Origin of the sequence: Alishewanella tabrizica, assembly GCF_014652375.1 — a bacterium.
Lineage (GTDB): Bacteria > Pseudomonadota > Gammaproteobacteria > Enterobacterales > Alteromonadaceae > Alishewanella > Alishewanella tabrizica.
Window position 1 is genome coordinate 181,761 of sequence record NZ_BMYR01000004.1, and the last position, 22,415, is coordinate 204,175.

Genomic DNA, 22,415 nt, shown 5'->3' on the forward strand with positions numbered 1-22,415 from the left:
GTTACAAAGGCTTTACCTAACTGTTCAAGCCACCCATATCTCAAGCAATAGTTGACCCATATTGACCTCGTCACTAATTCCTATACAATCATTTTGTCATCATAGGGATACGTGAGCGCATGAATACAAAAGACTTCAGCGGAAATAATGCCTTTAGTGGGGATAAACGCGCACTAAGCGAGCGGGATATCTGCTCTAAATTTATCACCCCAGCAATTCAGCAAGCCGGTTGGGATTTACAAAGCCAAATTCGCGAAGAACTTACCTTTACCGCTGGCCGCGTGATTGTACGTGGCCGCATGCATACCCGTGGCGAAAAACGCCGTGCCGACTATGTGTTGTATCACAAGAAAAACCTGCCGCTTGCAGTTGTCGAAGCCAAAGACAATAAGCACAGTATTGGTGCGGGTATGCAGCAGGCCTTGGCCTACAGTGAAGCGCTGGATGTGCTGTTTGTATTCTCCAGCAATGGCGATGGCTTTTTATTTCACGACAAAACTGGTTTAAGCGGTAAAACCGAACACGAATTATCCCTTTCTGAATTTCCGTCACCGGCGCAGCTGTGGCAATGGTATTGCCAGCACCATGGCTTTCAGGACAGTGCCGTACAGCTGGTAGATACGCCTTATTATGATGACGGCAGTGGCCGTAGCCCCCGTTATTACCAAATGACCGCCATTAACCGCACCGTGGAAGCGGTAGCGCGTGGGCAAGACAGAATATTACTGGTGATGGCAACCGGCACAGGTAAAACCTATACCGCTTTTCAAATAATCTGGCGGCTTTGGAAATCACGGCAGAAAAAGCGCATTTTGTTTTTAGCCGATCGCAATATTCTGGTCGACCAAACCAAAAACAACGACTTTAAGCCCTTTGGTCAGGCGATGACCAAAATCACCAACCGCACGATTAATAAGTCGTATGAGATTTATTTATCCCTGTATCAGGCGGTAACCGGTACGGATGAAGAAAAAAATATCTACCGTGAATTCTCACCGGACTTTTTCGATTTAATCGTGATTGACGAGTGCCACCGTGGCAGCGCGCGGGAAGACTCGGCCTGGCGCGATATTCTGGATTATTTTAAATCGGCCACTCATATTGGCCTGACTGCCACCCCCAAAGAAACCAAAGATGTCAGCAATATCCATTACTTTGGCGAGCCGATTTTTACCTATTCGCTCAAGCAAGGCATTGATGACGGTTTCTTAGCGCCTTATAAAGTGGTGCGTATCGACTTTGATATCGATTTACAGGGTTGGCGGCCAAAAAAAGGCCAGAAAGACAAATACGGCCTGGAGATTGAAGACCGTATCTATAACCAAAAAGATATGGATCGCAATATCGTCTTTGACGAGCGCACCCAGCTGGTGGCGCAAAAGGTTACCGAATACCTGCAAAAAACCGGCGAATATCAAAAAACCATTATCTTCTGTGACGATATCGACCATGCTGAGCGTATGCGCCAGGCGCTGGTGAATCTCAACCCAGAGCGAGTACGCGAAAGCACCAAATACATTATGCGTATTACCGGCGATGACAACGAAGGTAAGGCCGAGCTGGATAATTTTATTAACCCAGAGAGTCGTTATCCGGTGATTGCCACCACCAGTAAGCTGATGACCACCGGTGTAGATGCACAAACCTGTAAGTTAGTGGTGCTGGATCAGCGCATTCAGTCGATGACCGAGTTTAAGCAAATTATTGGTCGCGGCACCCGCATTAACGAAGATTACGACAAACTCTGGTTTACCATTCTCGATTTTAAAAAAGCCACTGAGCTGTTTGCCGATCCAGCTTTTGATGGCGACCCAGTAATGATTTATAGCCCCAAACCAGGTGAAGAGCCGGTTCCGCCTGAAGCACCTGGCACCATTGAAGAGCCCGCTGCGCCTTATGGTGAAGACGGTATTCCTGAAGGTGAGGGCGAAGGCGAACCTTATGAGCCAGTTGGGCCAGGTGAGCCACGTAAAAAATTCTATGTTGCAGGCCAACCCGTCACCATGATTGGCAGTCGGGTACAGTTTTTAGGGCCAGACGGCAAACTCATTACTGAATCACTGACCGATTACACCAAACACTGTGTGCAAAAGCAGTTTGCAACCTTAAAAGATTTCTTCCGCCACTGGAGCAGCGCCGAGCGTAAAGCCGAGATAATCGAGCAGTTAAAAGAGCAGGGCGTGCAATGGGACGATTTACGCGCAGAAGTTAAGCAAAAGCGCGGTAATGAGCTAGATGCCTTCGATTTAATTGCCCATATCGTTTACGATGCACCGCCGCTAACCAGACGCGAGCGCGCCAATAATGTGAAAAAGCGCAACTACTTTACCAAGTACCAGGGCGCGGCCTTACAGGTATTGGAAAACCTGCTGGAAAAATACGCCGATACCGGTATTGAACATATTGAAGATATGAAAATTTTGCGGCTGCCGCCGTTTGACCAGATTGGCACGGGCTTAGAGCTTATTAATGCCTTTGGTGGCAAAGCCGGTTACGAGCAAGCCTTACACGAATTAGAACAAGCGCTGTACGACGATAAAAGCATTGCTTGATAATTAAGAATACTGAAGTGAGAACCGGCTTACGCTAAGCCAACCGTTGCAGGCCTGGACGGCCGAATCGAGCCTACATGGACGTATTTACGGCGTGTTGGCGTGTGTAAACCGGTTCGTGACCTTTAGACGAATTTGTTAGAAAAGGAACACCATGTCAATTAGCAGTACCATTAAATCCATCCAAGACATTATGCGTAAAGACGTGGGCGTCGACGGCGATGCCCAGCGGATCGGCCAGTTAGTCTGGATGCTGTTCTTAAAAATCTATGACGATAAAGAGCAGGAATGGGAAATGTTTGGCGATTACACCTCGCCCATTCCACAGCATCTGCGTTGGCGCAACTGGGCGGCCGATGCCGAGGGCATGACCGGCGATGAGCTAAAACAGTTTATTGACAACGAGCTCTTCCCGACACTGCAAAACCTGGAACCAAAAGGCGATGACCAGCGCGCTTTTGTGATTAAAAGCGTGTTTGAAGACGCCTATAACTATATGAAATCGGGTCAGCTGCTGCGGCAGATGATTAACAAAATTCAGGACGGTATCGACTTTAACAAAGCGCAAGAGCGCCACCTGTTTGGCGATATGTACGAGCAAATTCTGCGTGATTTGCAAAACGCCGGTAATGCCGGTGAGTTTTATACCCCGCGCCCAGTGACAGAATTTATGGTGCGCAGGGTAAACCCCAAACTGGATGAAAAGGTGCTTGACCCCGCCTGTGGCACCGGTGGTTTTCTAACTTGCAGTATTGAACATAAACGCAAGCATTACGTCAAAACGCCAAGCGACGAGCAAGTACTGCAAAACAGCATCTTTGGTGTCGAGAAAAAGCCACTGCCGCATTTGCTGGCCACCACCAATATGATTTTGCACGGCATTGAAGTGCCGTTTAATATCCGCCACGACAATACTCTGGCCAGGCCACTGATTAGCTGGGGGCCAAAAGAGCGGGTCGACTGCATTATTACCAACCCGCCATTTGGGGGCATGGAAGAAGACGGTATCGAAACCAACTTCCCACAGGCGCTGCGTACCCGCGAAACCGCCGACTTATTTATGACGCTGATAATCCACCTGCTAAAAGACGGTGGTCGTGCTGCAGTCGTGCTACCCGATGGCTTTTTATTTGGCGAAGGCATGAAGTCACGCTTAAAAGAAAAGCTACTGGAAGAGTGTAACCTGCACACCATAGTGCGCTTGCCCAATGGCGTATTTAACCCCTATACCGGCATTAAAACTAACCTGCTGTTTTTTACCAAAGGCACGCCAACCAAAGACATTTGGTTTTACGAGCACCAGTACCCAGAGGGTGTTAAAAATTACAGCAAAACCCGCCCGATGCGTATTGAAGAATTCGCCGTTGAAGAAGCCTGGTGGGGCAACGAAGCCGATGGCTTTGCTGCGCGGGAGGAAAACGAGTTTGCCTGGAAGGTGTCAGCAAGCGACATTAAATCGCGTAACTACAACCTCGATTGCAAAAACCCACATATTGGCGAGCAAATCAGCCACGACCCAGAACAGCTATTAGCCAGCTACGCCAAACAGCAGCAGGAAATACAGCAGCTACGCGACCAGCTAAAAAGCATACTGGCCGAAGCCCTAGCGCCAACTAGCGGCAGAGGTTAAGCGCATGACCGTACAAGTAGAACAGCTGATTACCGAGCATTTAGACCTCTGGACACAAGCGCAAACCACCAAAAGTACCAGCGGGCGGGGCAGCAATAATAAGATTGACCTAACCGGTATTAAAAAACTGCGCGAGCTGATTTTAGAACTGGCCGTGCGTGGCAAGTTAGTGCCACAAGATCCAAATGATGAGCCGGCCAGCGAGCTGTTAAAGCGAATTGCTGCTGAGAAAGAGGCATTGGTAAAAACGGGTAAACTTAAAAAGCAAAAGCCGTTGCCGCCGATTACGGATGAAGAGAAGCCTTATGAATTACCAATTGGATGGGAATGGTCTAGGCTTGGCCAACTTGGTTTAGGTGCGACAGGAAAAACACCGAGTACTTCGCGACCTGACTTATTCATTGGAGACATCCCTTTTATTGGGCCTGGTCAAATATCAGCAGATGGTGTATTGAATGAAGCTGAGAAATTTTTGAGTGAAGGTGCTGTTTCTCATAGTACTGAAGGTCTTCCAAATGATATTTTGACTGTCTGCATAGGCGGCTCTATCGGTAAAAGCACTTTATTGAAATCTAGAGTTTGTTTTAATCAGCAAATTAACAGTCTAAGACCATTAATTACTAATCCGAATTTCATACTCTATGCAGTGCGCTCATTAAGTTTTATGAATGCACTGATCAATCAGGCGTCAGGTTCGGCAACTCCAATTATTAATAGAAGCAAGTGGGAAGAGTTATTACTGCCGTTACCTTGTCACGAGGCTCAACAAAAAATCGTAGAAAAAGTCGACGAACTAATGGCCCTTTGCGATCAACTGGAACAGCAAAGCTACCACCAACTTGACGCCCATAACCAATTGGTTGATGCCTTACTGGCCACCTTAACCCAAAGCCAAAACGCCGATGAGCTAGCCAGCAACTGGCAACGCCTGGCGGCATATTTTGATGCACTCTTTACCACCGAATACAGCATCGACGCACTCAAGCAAACCATCCTGCAACTGGCGGTAATGGGCAAGCTGGTAAAACAAGATCCCAACGACGAACCCGCCAGCGAACTGCTAAAACGCATCGCCGCAGAAAAAGACGCCTTGGTTAAAGCCGGTAAAATAAAAAAACAAAAACCACTACCGCCGATTAGTGATGACGAGAAACCTTTTGAACTGCCTGAGGGGTGGGTGTGGTGTAGGTTGGCTGATATCGCATCTTTCGAAAATGGTGATCGTAGTAGTAGGTATCCAAATTCCAGTGATCTTGTTAGTAATGGTATTCCTTTCTTTGGTGCATACGATATTAAAGATGCAAAATTAGCCTACAGCGACGAGCTAAGGTACATAACAGAAGAAAAATTTGCTGAATTAAGTAATGGCAAACTTTCTGATGGTGATTTTGTAATGTTGCTAAGAGGCTCAGTCGGGAAAACCGCCCAATTTTTATCAAGTGAGTTTTTTTCAACAGGCTTTATAAATGCGCAAATGTTAATAATCAGGTTGGTGAACAGAATTTTAGAACGCTATATAGAGATTTACTTCGACTCAGAGCTATTTAAGAACCAAATTTTCGTTTCCAAATCAGGTGCAGTCATTCAACAAATACCGGCTAGTAAAATTTCAGAATTGATGATTCCTTTGCCGCCAACGGGAACATTATCAAGGATTACCCTAATTAATAGGGAGCTCCTTCAAATCTGCGATTCTTTAGCTGAGAAAATAAATTCTTTTGAGAAAATTCAAGCTGTTTTAGCTGAATCTTTGGTTGAGCAGGTGGTGGCATGAGTACGGTGTATAACCTCTACTGCGATGAATCGTGCCATCTGGAAAATGATGGCCAAAAAGCTATGGTGCTGGGGGCAGTGTGGTGCCCGGATGATAAGCGCGCCGAAATTGCCAAGCGCTTGCGCGAAATTAAGCAGCGCCATGGGTTAGCGGCTGACTTTGAAGTGAAATGGACAAAAGTCAGTAGCGGCCAACAGGCGTTTTATATGGATTTGGTCGATTACTTTTTTGACGATGACGATCTGCATTTTCGTGCCGTAGTGGTGCCAGACAAAACCTTGCTAAACCATAGCGATTTTGGCCAGAGCCATGATGACTGGTACTATAAAATGTACTTTACGCTGCTAAAAGTGGTGTTTGAGCCTTGCAGCCAGTATCGGGTTTACATTGATATTAAAGATACACTAGGCCATGAAAAAGTAAGCAAACTGCATGATGTGCTGTGCAAAAATGCTTATGACTTCTCCCGTAAAATGATCCAGCGAGTACAGCGGGTGCATTCGCACGAAGTTGAACAGCTGCAACTGGCCGACTTATTGATAGGTGCGCTGTCTTACTTGCATCGAAATCTTAGTGGTAATGCTGCCAAGCTCGTCTTAATTGAACGGATAAGAGAACGCAGTGGCTATAAATTAACGCTTAACACCATGCTGCGTGAAGATAAATTTAACTTGATGATCTGGCAAAGCAATGGAGCAAGTCGATGGCAATAAGCTGGCTACCGCCATTGTTATTACTCGAAGATTATCGCGGTAATTGGGGCAGCTACTTCGCCGCAGTGTATTCAGCTTTTGAGGCTGATTTTGTTGATAGCAAACCGGTGTTTAGAGGTCGTCGTTTGGGGCTTAAACGCCACCCAGAATATGATGGCAAGTCGGCCACCTTTTGGCACATGATCACAGAGGGTGACGTAGAGTCCGATCGTACAGCAGACCTTCGCCGCTGTGAGCGCATCAGGTGGCCAAAGCCTATTATTGAAAACGATACCGCCGCCGAGCTGAAAATATGGGCAGAGCCGAGCAAAAAAGGTAGCGGCAACAGGATCCACATTTGGTGCGAAGCCGAGGGTTATTTAGTTGTGTTAGAACAACGTGAAACGTACATACTACCTTGGACGGCATTCTTGGTTGAGAGAGAGCATCAAAGGAAGAAATACACTAATCGTTGGGAAAGGTATAAAAATAACCAGTTTTAAGGCTGGCCGCGCCCCCCAAAAGGGACGGGGCCGTAACTCCTTCTACGCATGGTAGATGAGATTCACGTATTATAGTGAACTACCATTTAGTCAACAAGACCGCTTTTGCATAACTAATGCTGTTTTACAATGTTGTTGTTATATATGCATTCGTAAGGTTAAGAAGACATTTTTGTTCACAGGGAGTTGAAGTGAAAGATTTACATACCGAGAAAAAATTGCTGTTCTAATTGATGCCGAAAATGCTCAATATTCTGTTTTGGCTGCTGTGTTATCGGAACTGGCTAAGCATGGGCATATTATCGTAAAAAAAGCCTATGGCGATTGGAGTAGTACCCACCTTAAAAATTGGAAAGATACGCTTAATGAATTAGCGATAAATCCTGTTCAGCAGTTTTCATACACCCAGGGCAAAACTCCTCTGATGCCGCCATGATTATCGATGCCATGGATTTGCTTTATTCCAACAAATTTGATGCCTTTGCTCTGGTATCAAGCGATAGCGATTTCACCAAATTAGCCTCCCGACTTAAAGAGTCGCAAATTTATGTATTTGGTGTAGGTGAAAATAAAACCCCATTAGCTTTTCGTAATGCCTGTGATGATTTTATCCACACCGAAGTGTTAAGAGCGCCTGAAATGGATGAAGTGCCAGAAGCAACTACCTCTAAGCCTCAAACCAAGCCAACAGATGGTAAACGATCAAAACGCGATCTTTGCTGTGATACCAGGTTGATTAATATCTTGCGTAACTCTGTCAGAGATAATGCTGACGAAGATGGTTGGGCAAATATGGGAGCCTGCGGAGCCTTGATTAAACGGCAGTATCCAGATTTTGATGCTCGGACATATGGTTATCCTACTTTCACCAAGTTGTACGAAGCTACCGAGCTATTTGATATCGATAAGCGAAAGTCTGGTAGTGCCCGCTTATTGGATGTTTATGTAAGAGATAAACGGAATTAAAGTAAAAGCAGGCAACCTGCAATAGTGTTTGGAAACATTGCAGTTACCTATAAGTTAAAAGGATTGTAACAGTAATGAACATAGATTGCCCACATTGCGATACCACGAACAAAGTTGAATTTGCAGAAAATATCCACTGTCACAAGTGTTATAAGAGCTTCGCTGGCTTTTCCTACCGAAAGTACAAAACATCATTCATTGCATCTGGTGCTATTTTACTTGTTGGTGCATGGGGTGGGCAGAAAATTGACCGCGAGTATTTTGAATCTCAACGTTATCCATCTGCTGCTATTTATGAAATTATTAGTTTTTGCTCTACATCTCAACGATCGTCTATAAATCGGACAACACAAGCTCAGTTAATTAAAAAATGCTCTTGTGCGCTTGATAAAACGATACCTGAAGTAAATCAGAAACATCTTAATATTAAATCTATGAAATTTTTAGAATCGTTTGCCAAAAATCTGAATTCCTGTAAATAAAAGGCCGGATCTTACCGGCCATATTTAAATTTATTTGCCCTTTGCCGGTGGATTATTACCCGACCGCCGCCAGATGGATTTCCGGTTTTGCTTGGGCCATTTGGTGGTGCAGGGCGGGAAGCCGCATTTTTAGCAGCTACACTAGTAGCTTTTGCGGCGAATGAACCTTTTGGCACCAAGCCGTCATTTTTTATTGCGGTGGCAGATTGAATGCGAGCTGCGGCTGCTTTTGTCATAGGTTTAGACATAAATATCTCCTTTGCGTATCAACGCATTGATAACGTTAAATTTAAATGTTCAAAGCATTATTGCCGTGAACAGGAGTGATAATAAAATGCCTGAAGGGACAAAAAGGGACATTGAACAAGTAAAACAACTGCAATCGCAAATTAGTACGATGCAAAAACAGCTGGGCTGGACGCTTGTTCAACTCGGGCAGGCTATTTACTGCGAATTGCATGAAGATGATGACGATGAAGAGCGGATAACAAAATTTTGTGAAGCTTTAAAAAAACAACTTAAGCGTTCTACAACACCAGTTGAGTTATTACAACGTTATATTCAGATCATGTGCAATGACGAAGACTTTCGTCGAGCTGAATTTGTGGTTCAAAGTCCAATTCGTTTAGGTACTGTGGATATCAATATACTTCGCAAAATAAGTGAGATTTCACGAAATGCATTTCAAGATGAATGAGTGTTTAAATTGATGCCAGCTACTGATATATGTCTACAAGGCATATTAGATTACCAGCAAAACACTAGAATGCATATCTGGTATTTATAAAAAATCATTTGAATACAAAGCAATAAAATCTATTGCATAAAATTTTGGAACGTATCTGGAATACAGAATTTTTCTCAAAAAAACACACCTATTAATAAATCAAATTTCCTAGACAAAATACTATTTAGAATAAAGCTGATTTCGTAAAGATAGGCTTACGAAAATTCGGGAGTTTTTCAATTAAGCTGGAATTCCAGAATTAATTGAAAATCATCATGAAAAACCAATTAAAATCAATTGCTTATAATAATTAAATTTAACATAATATGCATTATGAGCTATCAAAACAATCTGTATTTAAACCTTCGTAAACGCCTAAATATTTTCATTCAGCACTGCACTGCACTGCATCATAGTAATATCGATTTTGTACTGAGTTTGCTAGTTGTTTATCATGTTTTTTGCTTTTTTGCCCATTGGATATGGGTTTGAATCTTTTCATCGGCTTTAAGGCTGGTCAAGGTATTCAGTTTTTTTCCTAACGTCATTTCATCATAAAAGCGATGAACCGTTTTATGGCACAGTGTGCATAACATAACACCGTTTTGTAACTGCATTTTTGTATAGTGAGTTTTGAAAAAACCTCTTCGATGCAATTTTCGTGGGATCAGATGATGAAATGTTAGATTACATACACGTTCGCACAACGCGCATTCTTTGTTTTGCTGCATTATTATTACCACAATACGCTTGTCTATAAGCATTAACGAAATACATAACCAACTGGATTATCAGATAGCAGTGTTAAGCAGCGTTTTATCCATGGTTAAGCGATAAATTAAATACCGCCTAATGTTTTACGTCGTTATTAATTGTATGGTCTCTCTATGATGGATCTATTCAGGTGGTGTTTCCGTATGTTGTAAAACGTCTAAATCGCGGCCGCTGGAGTTATACCATGTCAATAATGCAGCCTAATAGTATAGTTTTAGGACTCATACTGCTTTTTCCCGTTTCATTATTAGCGGATATGACTATGCTAAAAAAATTACCAACAACCACTGCGTTGGCGTTTAACAATCCTGAGCATTTCAGACAGTTTAGATTAATTCATGATACTGTTATGGGCGGCCGTTCAGCAGGCCAAGTGGATTTTACTGAAGATCGTCAAGGTCTCGTTTTTTCGGGAAACCTTTCTTTAGAAAATAATGGCGGTTTTGCTTCTGCCGAATTTACGCTGGCGAGTCCATTAGCGGTTACAACCTTAAGCAGTTTATATATTGATGCTTTGGGCGATGGTAGATCTTATCAAATTCGTTTAAAAACACCCTATATTCCTAACGGCGTAGCCTATGTAGCCACCTTTGATACCGTTACTGAACGTGATCATTATTATGTACCGCTATCGGCTTTTTATGGGCAATTCCGCGGACGACGGGTGTCAAATCTGCCAAAACTGAAACTAACGGATGTTAACCAATTGAGTATCATGCTGGCTGACAAACAGCCAGGACCGTTTTCGATCGTGTTATATTCTGTCAGTTTTGCATCGCTTGATACTATTTAGCGATGCGTTTAGCTCGGTGTTTTTGGAAGGTCAGTATCTGTTTGACCATAAAAATAGTACATTATGGTCTTAACAGGTTAGCCCAAAAAACAGGCTAACTCCCCTATTCCACCAAAGCGTTTGACTAAACTAACTGCTGTACTATGGTTTGTAGTGTAGCCAGAGGATCAGCCGCTTTCGTAATTGGGCGACCAATAACCATGTAATCTACCCCGGCTAATTTTGCTGCTCGTGGCGTCATGACTCGGCGTTGATCATCAGCGACACTGTTTTCCAGCCTAATACCCGGTGTCACCAAGCGTAACGCTTGACCAAAGCGTGCTTTTAACAATTCGGCTTCTTGTGCGGAACAAACAACACCGTCTAAACCTGCCGCAGCGGTTAAACTGGCTAAACGCATTACGTGCTCAGCGGGTGATATTTCAATCCCAATTTCTTGTAAATCGCTTTGCTCCATACTGGTTAATACGGTAACTGCAATTAAATGTGGTTTTGAGTCACCAAAAGGCATTAAGGCTTCTTTTGCTGCAACCATCATCCTACTGCCGCCACTCGCATGTACATTGACCATCCAAACACCTAAATCAGCGGCCGCTTTTACCGCTTTAGCAACGGTATTGGGAATATCATGAAACTTTAGGTCTAAAAATACATCGAATTGCCGTTTTTGTAATGCTTGGACGAACTGAGGTCCAAAATGCGTAAACATTTCTTTGCCTACTTTTAATCGGCAAAGGCTTGGATCAAGTTGGCTAATAAAATTTAAGGCTTCAGCTTGGTTTTCATAATCTAACGCTACGACAATAGGGGTATGACAAGACATGTTCGATCCTTGCAGAAAAAATCTAACGGCCGTCAACGCCACTGATTGGCTCTACCGTTTCCCATTGCTGGCAAGACGGACACAACCAATAAGGTTGACGGGTTTTAAAACCGCAACTGCGGCAACTGTATAATACTTTACTGGCTAAGTAGGCATTCACCAATTCTTCTACCGACGACAAAACGTCAGCGGCTTGTGGCGATTCTTGCTGGCGTAATTGCAGTAACTTTTGAAATAAACGTATATTAGGATGCTGTCGAACAGTATTTAGCAAATACTGTTCAGCGACTTGAGCTGAACGATGCTCTGCCAACCACTCGGTTAATAACAATATAGCGCTTACGTTATGTTGTTTATCCGCTAAACCGCTTAATAATTGATACCACTCATCCGCTTCCATATGACATTGAATGAGCAATGGCAGCAGATCCGCACTCCATTGCGGTTTTTGCTTGATAATACCTAATAGTGCCTCTTTGGCTGTCACAACATCATGTTGTTGTAAGGTAAATTTGGCTAATTCAAAACGCGGTCTTACGGCCTGTGGGTATTGCGTTGCAAGTGCGGCCAGGGCATCTTGGTGCTGCAGAACCACTGCCTCTGTAAGTTGTTGTTGTAGTAATTCATGCTGCAAGGTTTGCGTATGCATATTGGCTAACGCGATTCGCAACGATTTGGAATTCGTTTTTTCCACTTCGCTAGCTAAGGCTACAGCTTTGTTTAATTCATGTGTGGCCATAAAGATACTGAACAGCTGTTTAAGCACAGCTTCACGTAATGGTTCTGAACTTACGATCTGTTGTAATAAATGCTCAGCACGATCGTATAAGCCCGCAGAATAATAATCTTTAGCCAATTCAAATTGAATTTGCTGGGCTTGTAACTTCGGCAGTTTCAGATGATGTAATTTTTCATGAATACGAATGGCTTTATCCCAATCGCCTTTGCGTCGAAATAAATTAGCCAGCGCGAGATAGGTATCGATCGTTGCGGCTTCAATATCAAGCAATTCTAATAATTGCTCTATCGCCTTATCTTCTTGATCAGTAAGTAAAAAGTTTAGGCCTGAAGACAGATTGCGGGTAACGTTTGCCCTACCCTTGAGCTCTTTATGCTTAAGGCTATTTCGCCCCATAAACCAACCATAAGCGGCAGCGACAGGTAGCAAAAGAAATAGCAATTCAGGCATAGCGGTTAGGACGATTCGGTAGTTTTAGTCAGCCAGCGTTTCGTTTTACGTTGCAAAATAAAAAGCGAACTCAATATCAAACCGAGTAAAAGCCCTATAATCAAAAAAATAACGGCAACATCAACAACGCGTAAAGAGAGCTTAACAACCAATAGATTGAGTTCAGTTAACTGCTGATTGGTTGAGCCGAGTAAAAAACCTATAACCAAAACGATTATGCTAAACATAAAAAAGAGAATTTTACGCAACACTCAGCTCCGTCTGATCCTGTAGTATCAAAAACATTAGCTATTGTCTTTAACGCGATCGCGTAATTCTTTACCTGGTTTAAAATGAGGTACGTGTTTACCTTCTAGCTCAACTTTGTCACCCGTTTTTGGGTTACGACCCACACGCGGTGCACGATAGTGCAAAGAAAAACTACCAAAACCACGGATTTCAATGCGTTCACTAGATGCTAATGATTGTGCCATCTGTTCAAGAATTTCTTTTACAGATGCTTCAACATCCTTGACCTGAATATGGGGGAAATCTGTCGCTAACTTTTCAATCAATTCAGATTTGGTCATAGACCCTCCGGCAAACTAGCAGTAGGAGAAAGCAAGGAGCAAATGCTCCTTGCTTCATTAGCAATTAATCCTGCTTCTGAGCAGCTTTAAATGCTTCTGCCATGGCATTAACACCAAAATCAGCTTCTGGCTGTTTGCTGTTAATAGTATCCATAGCTTCTTTTTCTTCAGCTTCGAACTTGGCTTTGATTGACAGGCTGATTACGCGGTTCTTACGATCCACACCCATCAAACGTGCTTCAACTTCTTCGCCAACTTTCAGTACAGTTGTTGCATCTTCGATACGCTCACGAGAGATATCAGATACGCGAACGTAACCTTCAACTGCGCCTTCTAACATTACAGTAGCGCCTTTAGCGTCAACGGCAGTTACTTCACCTTTAACGATAGCACCTTTTTTGTTGTCAGCAAGGTAACCATTGAACGGATCTTCATCCAGTTGTTTGATACCTAAAGAAATACGCTCGCGCTCTGGGTCAACTTGTAACACAACAGCGTGTACTTCGTCGCCTTTCTTGAATTCACGAACCGCTTCCTCGCCAGTGGCGTTCCAGCTGATGTCAGATAAGTGAACCAGACCATCGATGCCGCCATCTAAACCGATGAAGATACCGAAGTCAGTGATTGACTTGATCTTACCGCTTACGCGATCACCCTTGTTGAAGCCCTTAGCGAACTCTTCCCATGGGTTAGCTTTACACTGTTTCAGGCCTAATGAAATACGACGACGTTCTTCGTCGATTTCCAGAACCATAACTTCCACAGAGTCACCTAAGTTAACAACTTTAGATGGGTGGATGTTTTTGTTGGTCCAGTCCATTTCAGAAACGTGTACTAAGCCTTCTACGCCTTCTTCAATTTCTACGAAGCAGCCGTAATCAGTCAGGTTAGTTACGCGACCAGTGATTTTCGCACCTTCTGGGTAACGTGAGGCGATAGCTGCCCACGGATCTTCGCCCATTTGCTTCAGGCCTAAAGAAACGCGTTGCTTCTCGCGGTCGAATTTCAGTACTTTTACTGGAATTTCGTCGCCAACGTTAACGATTTCGCTTGGGTGCTTAACGCGTTTCCAAGCCATATCTGTGATGTGCAGTAAACCGTCTACACCACCTAAATCTACGAATGCACCGTAGTCAGTCAGGTTCTTAACGATACCTTTAACTTCCATGCCTTCTTCTAAGTTTTCTAACAGCTGATCACGCTCTTGGCTGCTTTCTGATTCAATCACGGCACGACGTGAAACAACCACGTTGTTACGCTTCTGATCCAGCTTGATAACTTTGAACTCAAGTTCTTTGTTTTCTAAGTGCAGAGTGTCACGTACAGGACGTACGTCAACTAATGAACCAGGCAGGAAAGCACGAATGCCATCAACTTCAACTGTGAAGCCACCTTTAACTTTACCAGTGATCACACCGATAACGGTTACTTTATCTTCGCAAGCTTTTTCCAGGCGTACCCAGGCTTCATGGCGCTTAGCTTTTTCACGAGATAATAAGGTCTCACCGAAACCATCTTCGATAGCATCTAACGCTACGTCGATGATGTCACCCACGCTAACTTCTATCTCGCCGTTCAACGATTTGAACTGCTCAACAGGAATAGCCGCTTCTGATTTAAGACCGGCGTCAACCATTACAACGTCTTTCAGAATAGCTACAACGGTACCTTTAACAATGGCACCTGGGCGTGTTTCGATTACTTTGAGGCTTTCCTCAAACATTAGTGCAAAATTTTCAGTCATAGTCACTTTTTCAGTTAAGTGCTCCATTTCACATCATGTGTTATGGGGTTGCTAAATTTACCAGCAATATCCTTGTCACTGGCTGTCCAAAATGCGGCCTTGGCCTGGTTCATCAATTAGTTAACGACAACTTGCTGTTAACCAATTGCAGCACCTCTTGCAGCACTTGTTCAATAGGTTTATTGGTGGAGTCCAGCATGTAGGCGTCAGCCGCCGGTTTCAAGGGCGCTGTAGCACGATTCATGTCGCGCTCGTCACGTGTCTGGATCTCGCTCAAAAGGTCGTCGATATTAACATCAAAACCCTTTTCTTTCAACTCTAAATAGCGTCTTTGAGCGCGCTCTTGGGCATCTGCTGTTAAGAATATTTTCACATCTGCGTGTGGGAAAACCACTGTACCCATATCTCGGCCATCTGCAATTAATCCCGGGGTTTGTGCAAAGGCGCGTTGTCGGCGTAATAGCGCCTCACGCACGGTGGGTAATGAGGCAATTTTTGATGCCATATCAGCCACTTCTTGACTACGAATGGTTTGACTAACATTTTCGCCTTCAAGTGTAACTAAGGTATTCCCCTGGCTATCACTGGCAAATTGTACGTCCAAATGCGCGGCTAATGGCTGTAATGCGGCTTCGTCTGCCGGTGCAATCTGATGATGCATCGCCGCTAAGGCTAACACACGATAGATGGCGCCACTATCAAGTAATTGCCAGCCAAGTTGTTGTGCCAGTAAACGGCTGATAGTGCCTTTCCCTGAACCACCTGGACCATCGATGGTTATGACTGGTGCATATTGTGGCATCCTACCCCCTGTGTAAAAGCTAATAAGTCTACATTTCAAAATGGCGCTTATTATACAGCTTTTTATGACAATTGCTGTGCTTATACGCAAAGTAATTACCGTTGCTACGTTTAGCAACATAAAAAAAACGCGTAACAGAAAAGGTTACGCGTTTTGAAAGACAAACCAAAGGGTGTGCTTAGCAAATGGAGATTATGAACTTAACCCTTTGAAAACATCAAAATAACTTGGAAAGGTTTTTGCAGTACAATCTGGATCTTCAATGGTCACGGCTGTATCACTTAGCGCAACTAAAGAAAAGCACATCGCCATTCGATGATCATTATATGTCGCGATACTGGCATGCGTCAGCGCTTTGGGGGGCGTCACTTTAATATAATCGTGACCTTCCTCTACCTCTGCACCTACTTTTCTAAGCTCTGTCGCCATGGCGGCTAAGCGATCTGTTTCCTTAACGCGCCAATTATAGATATTGCGGATCACTGTGGGGCCTTCAGCAAATAACGCGGTGGTGGCTATGGTCATCGCTGCATCTGGAATAGCGTTATAATCACGATCGATCCCACGCAATGTGTTACGCGTAACCGCAATATAATCATCAGCCCATTCTACGTGGGCGCCCATAGCAGCCAAAGCATCAGCAAAGTGAATATCACCTTGCACGGCATGTTTACCAATGCCTGTAACTTTAATGGTGCCGCCTTTAATAGCGGCGGCCGCTAAAAAGTAAGACGCTGACGAGGCATCACCTTCGACTAACCATTGTCCAGGCGAGCAATAACGCTGGTTACCCGTAACCAAAAACCGTTGATACTGCTGATTTTCAACCGTTACACCAAAACGTGACATTAACGCCAGAGTGATATCAATATAAGGCTTAGAGACTAGCTCACCCTCAATCACAATTTCACTGTCACTGGTCAGCAAAGGTGCAATCATTAATACGGCGGTTAAAAATTGACTGGAGATACTACCATCAATAGTAATACGCCCCCCAGCTAGCGCTTTACCGTTAATCCGCAAAGGGGGAAAACTCTTATTTTCCAGGTACTGGATATCTGCTTGCCATTGCCGAAGTGCATCCACCAAATGGCCAATTGGGCGTTCATACATCCGAGGCTCACCGGTAAGGGTTACCGACACATCCGAAGCAGCAAGTGCCGCCGTTAACGGTCGCATCGCCGTACCCGCATTACCCAGAAATAAGGTAATTTCTTCAGTGTGCTGAAATAGCCCGCCCAAACCATGCACAGTACATTTCGTTCGACACGTTGATAAATCATAGCGAATACCCAGCGCACTCAAGGCATTAAGCATATGCTTAACATCATCGCTATCCAGTAAATTGGTAATATGCGTAGTACCTTCTGCAAGTGCAGCTAGCAATAACACACGATTAGAAATACTCTTCGAGCCGGGTAAATGGACTTCGCCTGCGATGTGGTTTATGGGGGCTAATGTTAATGTTTTCATCCGTGCACCCGTTCAAATTCGCGCATAAAGCTCACCAGTGTTTGAACACCTTCAAGCGGCATGGCGTTATAGATACTGGCGCGCATGCCGCCAACTATCCGATGTCCTTTTAGTGCCAACAAGCCATGCTGCTCAGCTTGGTTCACGAAGGTATCATTTAACGTTTCATCGGCTAAAAAGAACGGTACATTCATCCACGAACGATACTGTGGATCGACATCGTTTCGATAAAAATCACTCTTATCGATATAATTATACAAGGTATCGGCCTTCGCTTGATTACGTGTTGCCATCGCCGCGACACCACCTTGCTGCTTTAACCATTTAAAGACCAATCCAGCCAGATACCACGCATAGGTGGGTGGCGTATTAAACATACTGTCATTCTCTGCTGCTAACCGATAATCCAGCACGGCTGGAATGGCAGCGTTTTTAGCCGGTAATAAATCTTCACGCACAATGGCCAGCGTTAAGCCTGACGGGCCAATATTTTTTTGTGCGCCGGCATAGATCACCCCGTAGCGACTCACATCGATCGGCCTAGATAAAATGGTTGAAGATAAATCAGCCACGATGGGGGCTGCTGTTACAGGTAAATCCGTGAACTCTATGCCATCGACTGTCTCATTTGGACAGCAATGCACATAGGCAGCATCATCACGTAACTGCCAATCAGCTACGTTAACTAAACCACGTAATTGATCTGTGGTTTTGAGGCGAATATCTTGGGCACGCACCTGACCAAATTTTTGTGCTTCTTCCACGGCAGCTAAAGACCAGGCGCCCGAAGTTATATAATCAGCGGTTTTACCTGGCTGCAATAAATTAAGGGGCACGGCAGAAAATTGGCCGCGGCCACCACCGTGCATAAAGAGCACTTTATAATTTGCGGGAATTGCCAATAAATCACGTAAATCTTGTTCGGCTTCGGTGGCTAATGTCATAAAAGGTTTACTACGATGACTTATTTCCATCACCGAACAGCCTTGGCCATGCCAGTTAATAAATTCTTGCTGAGCCTGTTGCATTACCGCGACCGGCAACATGGCCGGGCCAGCACAAAAATTATAGGTGGTCATTTTTTACTCTCACTTTTTAGTTAGATAACTGCGTTACAGTATTGCTGTTATATCTCTAGGGGTGCTAACTGGCCTTGGTTTTGTTTTTCGTGTTATTTTATTGTTGTTTAAAAACAAAACGAGCGCCAAAGCGCTCGTTTTTAGGGGTTACTCTTCTTCACCATCGACATCTTGTGCTAATTGGCTGTCCTGTACATCCGGTGTACGAGGCGTACCTTGTGCTAAAGCTGCTAGGGCTTCCTCGTCTTGAATTTCATCAATCCGTTCAACGCCAACCACTTTTTCACCTTCTTGTGTCCGGATCAGAATAACACCTTGTGTGTTACGCCCTACTTCAGACACCTCTTTGACGCGCGTACGCACCAAAGTTCCTTTGTTAGAAATCATCATGATTTCATCACTTTCAGCGACTTGTACCGCGCCGACTACCAGACCATTACGCTCTGATACTTTAATAGACACCACACCTTGCGTTGCGCGGCTCTTTGCGGGGTACTCAGTAAGCGAGGTACGTTTACCATAACCGTTTTCGGTAACAGTTAAAATAGCCCCTTCACCGTTAGGAATAATCAGTGAAACAACACTACCGCCTTCTCTTAGCTTAATGCCGCGTACACCTGTAGCTGTCCGGCCCATACCACGAACCTGATCTTCGGTAAAACGAACCACTTTACCGTCATCAGAGAACAGCATGATCTCATTGGTGCCATCGGTAATGCCGACATCAATTAACCGATCGCCTTCATTCAAATTAACAGCAATAATACCGTTAGCCCGTGGCCGCGAATATTCAGTTAGGGCCGTTTTCTTCACCGTGCCATTGGCCGTTGCCATAAACACATATTTCCCTTCTTCGTACTCACGTACCGGCAGAATAGCATTGATGCGTTCGCCCTCTTCCAAAGGTAAAAGGTTGACGATGGGTTTACCACGTGCTGTGCGACTGGCTAAGGGCAATTGATATACCTTCATCCAGTACATACGCCCACGATTTGAGAAACATAAAATCGTGTCATGCGTGCTTGCAACCAACAGCTTGTCTACAAAGTCTTCATCTTTTACCGTGGTAGCGGCTTTACCACGACCACCACGACGTTGCGCTTCATAATCAGTAATAGGCTGATATTTGGCATAACCTAAGTGAGATAAGGTTACAACGACGTCTTCTTCAGTGATCAAATCTTCCATGTTGATATCCAGCATATTATCCTGGATTTCAGTACGACGGGCGTCACCATATTGGGCTTTAACGGCCGCTAATTCTTCGCAAATAACTTCCATTAAGCGTTCTGGACTGGCCAAAATGTGCAGTAACTCAGCAATTAGCTGCAACAATTCTTTGTATTCAGCAAGGATCTTGTCGTGTTCTAAGCCCGTTAATTTATGCAAACGTAAATCAAGAATAGCTTGGGCTTGTTGCTCGGTTAAGAAATATAAGCCTTCACGGATCCCAAAATGGGCTTCTAACCATTCAGGACGCGCGGCGTTTTCCCCCGCACGTTCTAACATGGCAGACACATCACCTAACTGCCAGCCACGTGCAACTAATCCGGCTTTTGCTTCCGCAGGGCTGGCTGAGTTTTTGATCAAATCAATAATTTCATCAATGTTAGCCAGCGCGATCGCTAAGCCTTCTAAGATGTGCGCACGATCACGTGCTTTGCGTAAATCATAAACGGTACGACGTGTTACCACTTCGCGGCGATGTAGAATAAAATATTCTAACATCTCTTTGAGGCTTAACAATTTAGGCTGGTTGTTTGCCAAGGCCACCATATTAATACCAAACACCGTTTGCATCTGCGTATTGGTATAAAGTTGGTTTAGCATCACATCGGTTGATTCACCGCGTTTAAGCTCAATCACAATACGCATACCGTCTTTGTCAGACTCGTCACGCAGTGCAGAGATCCCTTCGATCCGCTTTTCTTTAACTAATTCAGCAATCTTTTCAATTAAGCGCGCTTTGTTTACTTGATACGGAATTTCATAAACGATGATGGCTTCGCGACCGGTTTTTTCATCCGTTTCAATAAAGGTTTTAGCGCGAATGTACACTTTGCCGCGGCCCGTGCGATAGGCTTCTTCAATCCCTTTACGACCGTTGATAATGGCTGCGGTTGGAAAATCAGGCCCTGGAATAAATTGCATGAGTTCATGCAATTCAATATCCGGATTGGCAATAAGCGCAAGGCAGCCATCAATAATCTCATTTAAATTATGAGGTGGGATATTGGTCGCCATACCCACAGCGATACCCGAAGAACCATTGACTAACAAGTTAGGAACTTTGGTTGGTAAGACTGCTGGAATTAATTCTGTACCGTCATAGTTAGGGACAAAATCAACCGTTTCTTTATCCAGATCGGCAAGTAATTCATGCGCAATTCGAGCCATCCGAACTTCGGTATAACGCATTGCTGCGGCTGAGTCACCATCAATTGAACCAAAGTTACCTTGACCGTCTACTAACATATAGCGAAGTGAAAAAGGCTGAGCCATCCGCACTATTGTATCGTATACCGCACTATCACCATGTGGGTGATATTTACCGATAACGTCACCGACCACACGGGCCGATTTTTTATAAGCTTTGTTCCAGTCGTTGCCCAGTTCTTTCATGGCAAACAACACACGACGGTGCACAGGCTTTAAACCATCCCGAACATCGGGTAAGGCACGGCCAACAATGACGCTCATCGCGTAATCGAGGTAAGAATTTTTTAATTCTTCTTCGATATTAATGGGGACTATTTCTCTGGCCAGATCTGTCATAAAACGTTATTTTCCCTTAAATCAGATAGATAACTCGCTTTTCTTGCCTTTGTTTAGCGCGAGACAACGCAGGATTCTACCACATAAAAAGCGCCTTGCCATGCCTGATTATGCTGGCTGCGTAGATTGCCGCCTTTGCCTTAACAGATCAAGGCTTTATAATAGTGAAAAACAACAAGGTTTAAATAATGACAACACCCAGTAATGTAGATCAGGCTGAAATTGCCAAATTTAATGAGATTGCTGCCCGATGGTGGGATCCTGAAGGCGAATTTAAGCCTTTGCATTTACTTAATCCCACCCGCCTCGGGTATATAAGTGACCAACTTGGCGGGCTGTTCGGCCGTAACGTGATCGATGTTGGCTGTGGCGGCGGCATATTAGCTGAGAGCATGGCACGCGCTGGCGCAAACGTAACCGCTATTGATATGGCTACGGAAAGCTTAAATGTTGCGCAATTACATGCGCTAGAAAGTGGCCTCTCTATAGCCTATCAGCAAGCAACTGCAGAAGCGTTTGCGCTGCAGCATTCCAATGCTTTTGATGTTGTCACATGTATGGAAATGTTAGAACATGTGCCGGATCCGGCATCTGTTATTCAAGCTTGTGCCGATTTAGCTGCACCAGGAGCAACCTTAATTTTCTCGACTATTAATAAAACCCCAAAAGCCTACTTGTTTGCCATTTTAGGCGCTGAGTATCTGCTACGCTTGGTTCCAAAAGGCACACACGATTACGCAAAATTTATAAAACCTTCGGTGTTGATGCGCGATATTGAACAAGCAGGTTTATCACTGGTTGATGCTATTGGGCTGCATTTTAATCCGTTGAACAACAGCTTTAAGCTTGGCCCGGGATTAGACGTCAATTATTTTGTTGTGGCGCGAAAACCTCGTTAACAGTCTCCCGTTTTGGCCATCGTAGGATGGCCAAATAACCCATTGGACTTAAAATGCTCGTTTATAGAACAAATAATTTTTTACGCAAATTTTGTCGAAAAATGCTTGCCTAAATTGGGCGAGACTCGGCACACTATGTCACAGGTTAGCGGCTACTCACCCATTACAA

21 protein-coding genes and 1 pseudogene are annotated in these 22,415 nt (G+C 44.3%); 11 read left to right on the top strand and 11 right to left on the bottom strand.

Annotated elements, in window-relative coordinates; all coding sequences use genetic code 11:
• Positions 1–119: 119 nt before the first annotated feature.
• The 8 genes and pseudogenes from hsdR (at position 120) to IE070_RS06280 (ending at position 8,599) form a co-directional block, all read left to right on the top strand.
• Positions 120–2,552: an EcoAI/FtnUII family type I restriction enzme subunit R gene (gene hsdR / locus IE070_RS06250; RefSeq protein ID WP_189481570.1), complete on the top strand. Its 2,433-nt coding sequence runs from the start codon at positions 120–122 to the stop codon at positions 2,550–2,552.
• 154 nt (positions 2,553–2,706) lie between these two features.
• Positions 2,707–4,182, top strand: a complete 1,476-nt coding sequence (locus tag IE070_RS06255; protein ID WP_189481572.1) for a type I restriction-modification system subunit M — start codon at positions 2,707–2,709, stop codon at positions 4,180–4,182.
• A gap of 4 nt (positions 4,183–4,186) precedes the next feature.
• A complete protein-coding gene (locus IE070_RS06260; RefSeq protein WP_189481574.1) occupies positions 4,187–5,956 on the top strand; it encodes a restriction endonuclease subunit S in 1,770 nt (589 codons plus the stop codon).
• Entirely contained in the window at positions 5,953–6,669 is a 717-nt protein-coding gene (locus tag IE070_RS06265) for a DUF3800 domain-containing protein (RefSeq protein WP_189481576.1), read from the top strand. The genes IE070_RS06260 and IE070_RS06265 overlap by 4 nt, the downstream gene beginning before the upstream one ends.
• Positions 6,660–7,151, top strand: coding sequence for a hypothetical protein (locus IE070_RS06270; protein ID WP_189481578.1), 492 nt, complete (start codon positions 6,660–6,662; stop codon positions 7,149–7,151). The genes IE070_RS06265 and IE070_RS06270 overlap by 10 nt, the downstream gene beginning before the upstream one ends.
• A gap of 268 nt (positions 7,152–7,419) precedes the next feature.
• Positions 7,420–7,706 (top strand): annotated as a pseudogene (locus tag IE070_RS16600) (NYN domain-containing protein); the annotation flags it as partial.
• 84 nt (positions 7,707–7,790) lie between these two features.
• Entirely contained in the window at positions 7,791–8,117 is a 327-nt protein-coding gene (locus IE070_RS16605) for an OST-HTH/LOTUS domain-containing protein (RefSeq protein WP_229796964.1), read from the top strand.
• A 74-nt stretch (positions 8,118–8,191) separates the two neighbouring features.
• Positions 8,192–8,599 carry a hypothetical protein gene (locus tag IE070_RS06280; protein WP_189481580.1) on the top strand — a complete coding sequence of 136 codons (408 nt, stop codon included), beginning with the start codon at positions 8,192–8,194 and terminating at the stop codon, positions 8,597–8,599.
• Positions 8,600–8,610: 11 nt separating this feature from the next.
• Here the strand turns inward: IE070_RS06280 and IE070_RS06285 are convergent, their stop codons facing one another.
• Complete coding sequence (locus IE070_RS06285) at positions 8,611–8,847, bottom strand: hypothetical protein (protein WP_189481785.1); 237 nt, start codon at positions 8,845–8,847, stop codon at positions 8,611–8,613.
• Positions 8,848–8,933: 86 nt separating this feature from the next.
• On the opposite strand from IE070_RS06285, the gene IE070_RS06290 reads away from it, so the two are divergent.
• The gene (locus tag IE070_RS06290; protein ID WP_189481581.1) at positions 8,934–9,296 is read left to right on the top strand and encodes a hypothetical protein; all 363 of its coding nucleotides are present in this window, start codon (positions 8,934–8,936) and stop codon (positions 9,294–9,296) included.
• A gap of 482 nt (positions 9,297–9,778) precedes the next feature.
• Here the strand turns inward: IE070_RS06290 and IE070_RS06295 are convergent, their stop codons facing one another.
• On the bottom strand, positions 9,779–10,057 hold the full coding sequence (locus IE070_RS06295; RefSeq protein WP_189481583.1) for an HNH endonuclease: 279 nt from the start codon (positions 10,055–10,057) through the stop codon (positions 9,779–9,781).
• A gap of 305 nt (positions 10,058–10,362) precedes the next feature.
• Between IE070_RS06295 and IE070_RS06300 the strand changes: the two genes are divergently transcribed.
• Positions 10,363–10,893, top strand: coding sequence for a CIA30 family protein (locus IE070_RS06300; RefSeq protein ID WP_189481585.1), 531 nt, complete (start codon positions 10,363–10,365; stop codon positions 10,891–10,893).
• A 124-nt stretch (positions 10,894–11,017) separates the two neighbouring features.
• Here the strand turns inward: IE070_RS06300 and pyrF are convergent, their stop codons facing one another.
• The 9 genes from pyrF to gyrA form a co-directional block, all read right to left on the bottom strand.
• Positions 11,018–11,716, bottom strand: a complete 699-nt coding sequence (gene pyrF / locus IE070_RS06305) for an orotidine-5'-phosphate decarboxylase (protein ID WP_189481587.1) — start codon at positions 11,714–11,716, stop codon at positions 11,018–11,020.
• A gap of 22 nt (positions 11,717–11,738) precedes the next feature.
• The gene (locus IE070_RS06310; RefSeq protein WP_189481589.1) at positions 11,739–12,905 is read right to left on the bottom strand and encodes a tetratricopeptide repeat protein; all 1,167 of its coding nucleotides are present in this window, start codon (positions 12,903–12,905) and stop codon (positions 11,739–11,741) included.
• A 5-nt stretch (positions 12,906–12,910) separates the two neighbouring features.
• The gene (locus tag IE070_RS06315; RefSeq protein ID WP_229796954.1) at positions 12,911–13,156 is read right to left on the bottom strand and encodes a DUF1049 domain-containing protein; all 246 of its coding nucleotides are present in this window, start codon (positions 13,154–13,156) and stop codon (positions 12,911–12,913) included.
• A gap of 33 nt (positions 13,157–13,189) precedes the next feature.
• Positions 13,190–13,474, bottom strand: coding sequence for an integration host factor subunit beta (gene ihfB / locus IE070_RS06320; protein ID WP_189481591.1), 285 nt, complete (start codon positions 13,472–13,474; stop codon positions 13,190–13,192).
• A 64-nt stretch (positions 13,475–13,538) separates the two neighbouring features.
• The gene (rpsA, locus tag IE070_RS06325; protein WP_189481771.1) at positions 13,539–15,218 is read right to left on the bottom strand and encodes a 30S ribosomal protein S1; all 1,680 of its coding nucleotides are present in this window, start codon (positions 15,216–15,218) and stop codon (positions 13,539–13,541) included.
• A gap of 112 nt (positions 15,219–15,330) precedes the next feature.
• The gene (gene cmk, locus IE070_RS06330) at positions 15,331–16,020 is read right to left on the bottom strand and encodes a (d)CMP kinase (RefSeq protein WP_189481592.1); all 690 of its coding nucleotides are present in this window, start codon (positions 16,018–16,020) and stop codon (positions 15,331–15,333) included.
• A gap of 192 nt (positions 16,021–16,212) precedes the next feature.
• Positions 16,213–17,493: a 3-phosphoshikimate 1-carboxyvinyltransferase gene (gene aroA, locus IE070_RS06335; protein WP_189481594.1), complete on the bottom strand. Its 1,281-nt coding sequence runs from the start codon at positions 17,491–17,493 to the stop codon at positions 16,213–16,215.
• Positions 17,490–18,572: a 3-phosphoserine/phosphohydroxythreonine transaminase gene (gene serC / locus IE070_RS06340; protein WP_189481596.1), complete on the bottom strand. Its 1,083-nt coding sequence runs from the start codon at positions 18,570–18,572 to the stop codon at positions 17,490–17,492. The genes aroA and serC overlap by 4 nt, the downstream gene beginning before the upstream one ends.
• A 147-nt stretch (positions 18,573–18,719) precedes the next feature.
• On the bottom strand, positions 18,720–21,347 hold the full coding sequence (gene gyrA, locus IE070_RS06345) for a DNA gyrase subunit A (RefSeq protein WP_189481598.1): 2,628 nt from the start codon (positions 21,345–21,347) through the stop codon (positions 18,720–18,722).
• 188 nt (positions 21,348–21,535) lie between these two features.
• Between gyrA and ubiG the strand changes: the two genes are divergently transcribed.
• Positions 21,536–22,246: a bifunctional 2-polyprenyl-6-hydroxyphenol methylase/3-demethylubiquinol 3-O-methyltransferase UbiG gene (ubiG, locus tag IE070_RS06350; protein WP_189481600.1), complete on the top strand. Its 711-nt coding sequence runs from the start codon at positions 21,536–21,538 to the stop codon at positions 22,244–22,246.
• Positions 22,247–22,415: the final 169 nt, after the last annotated feature.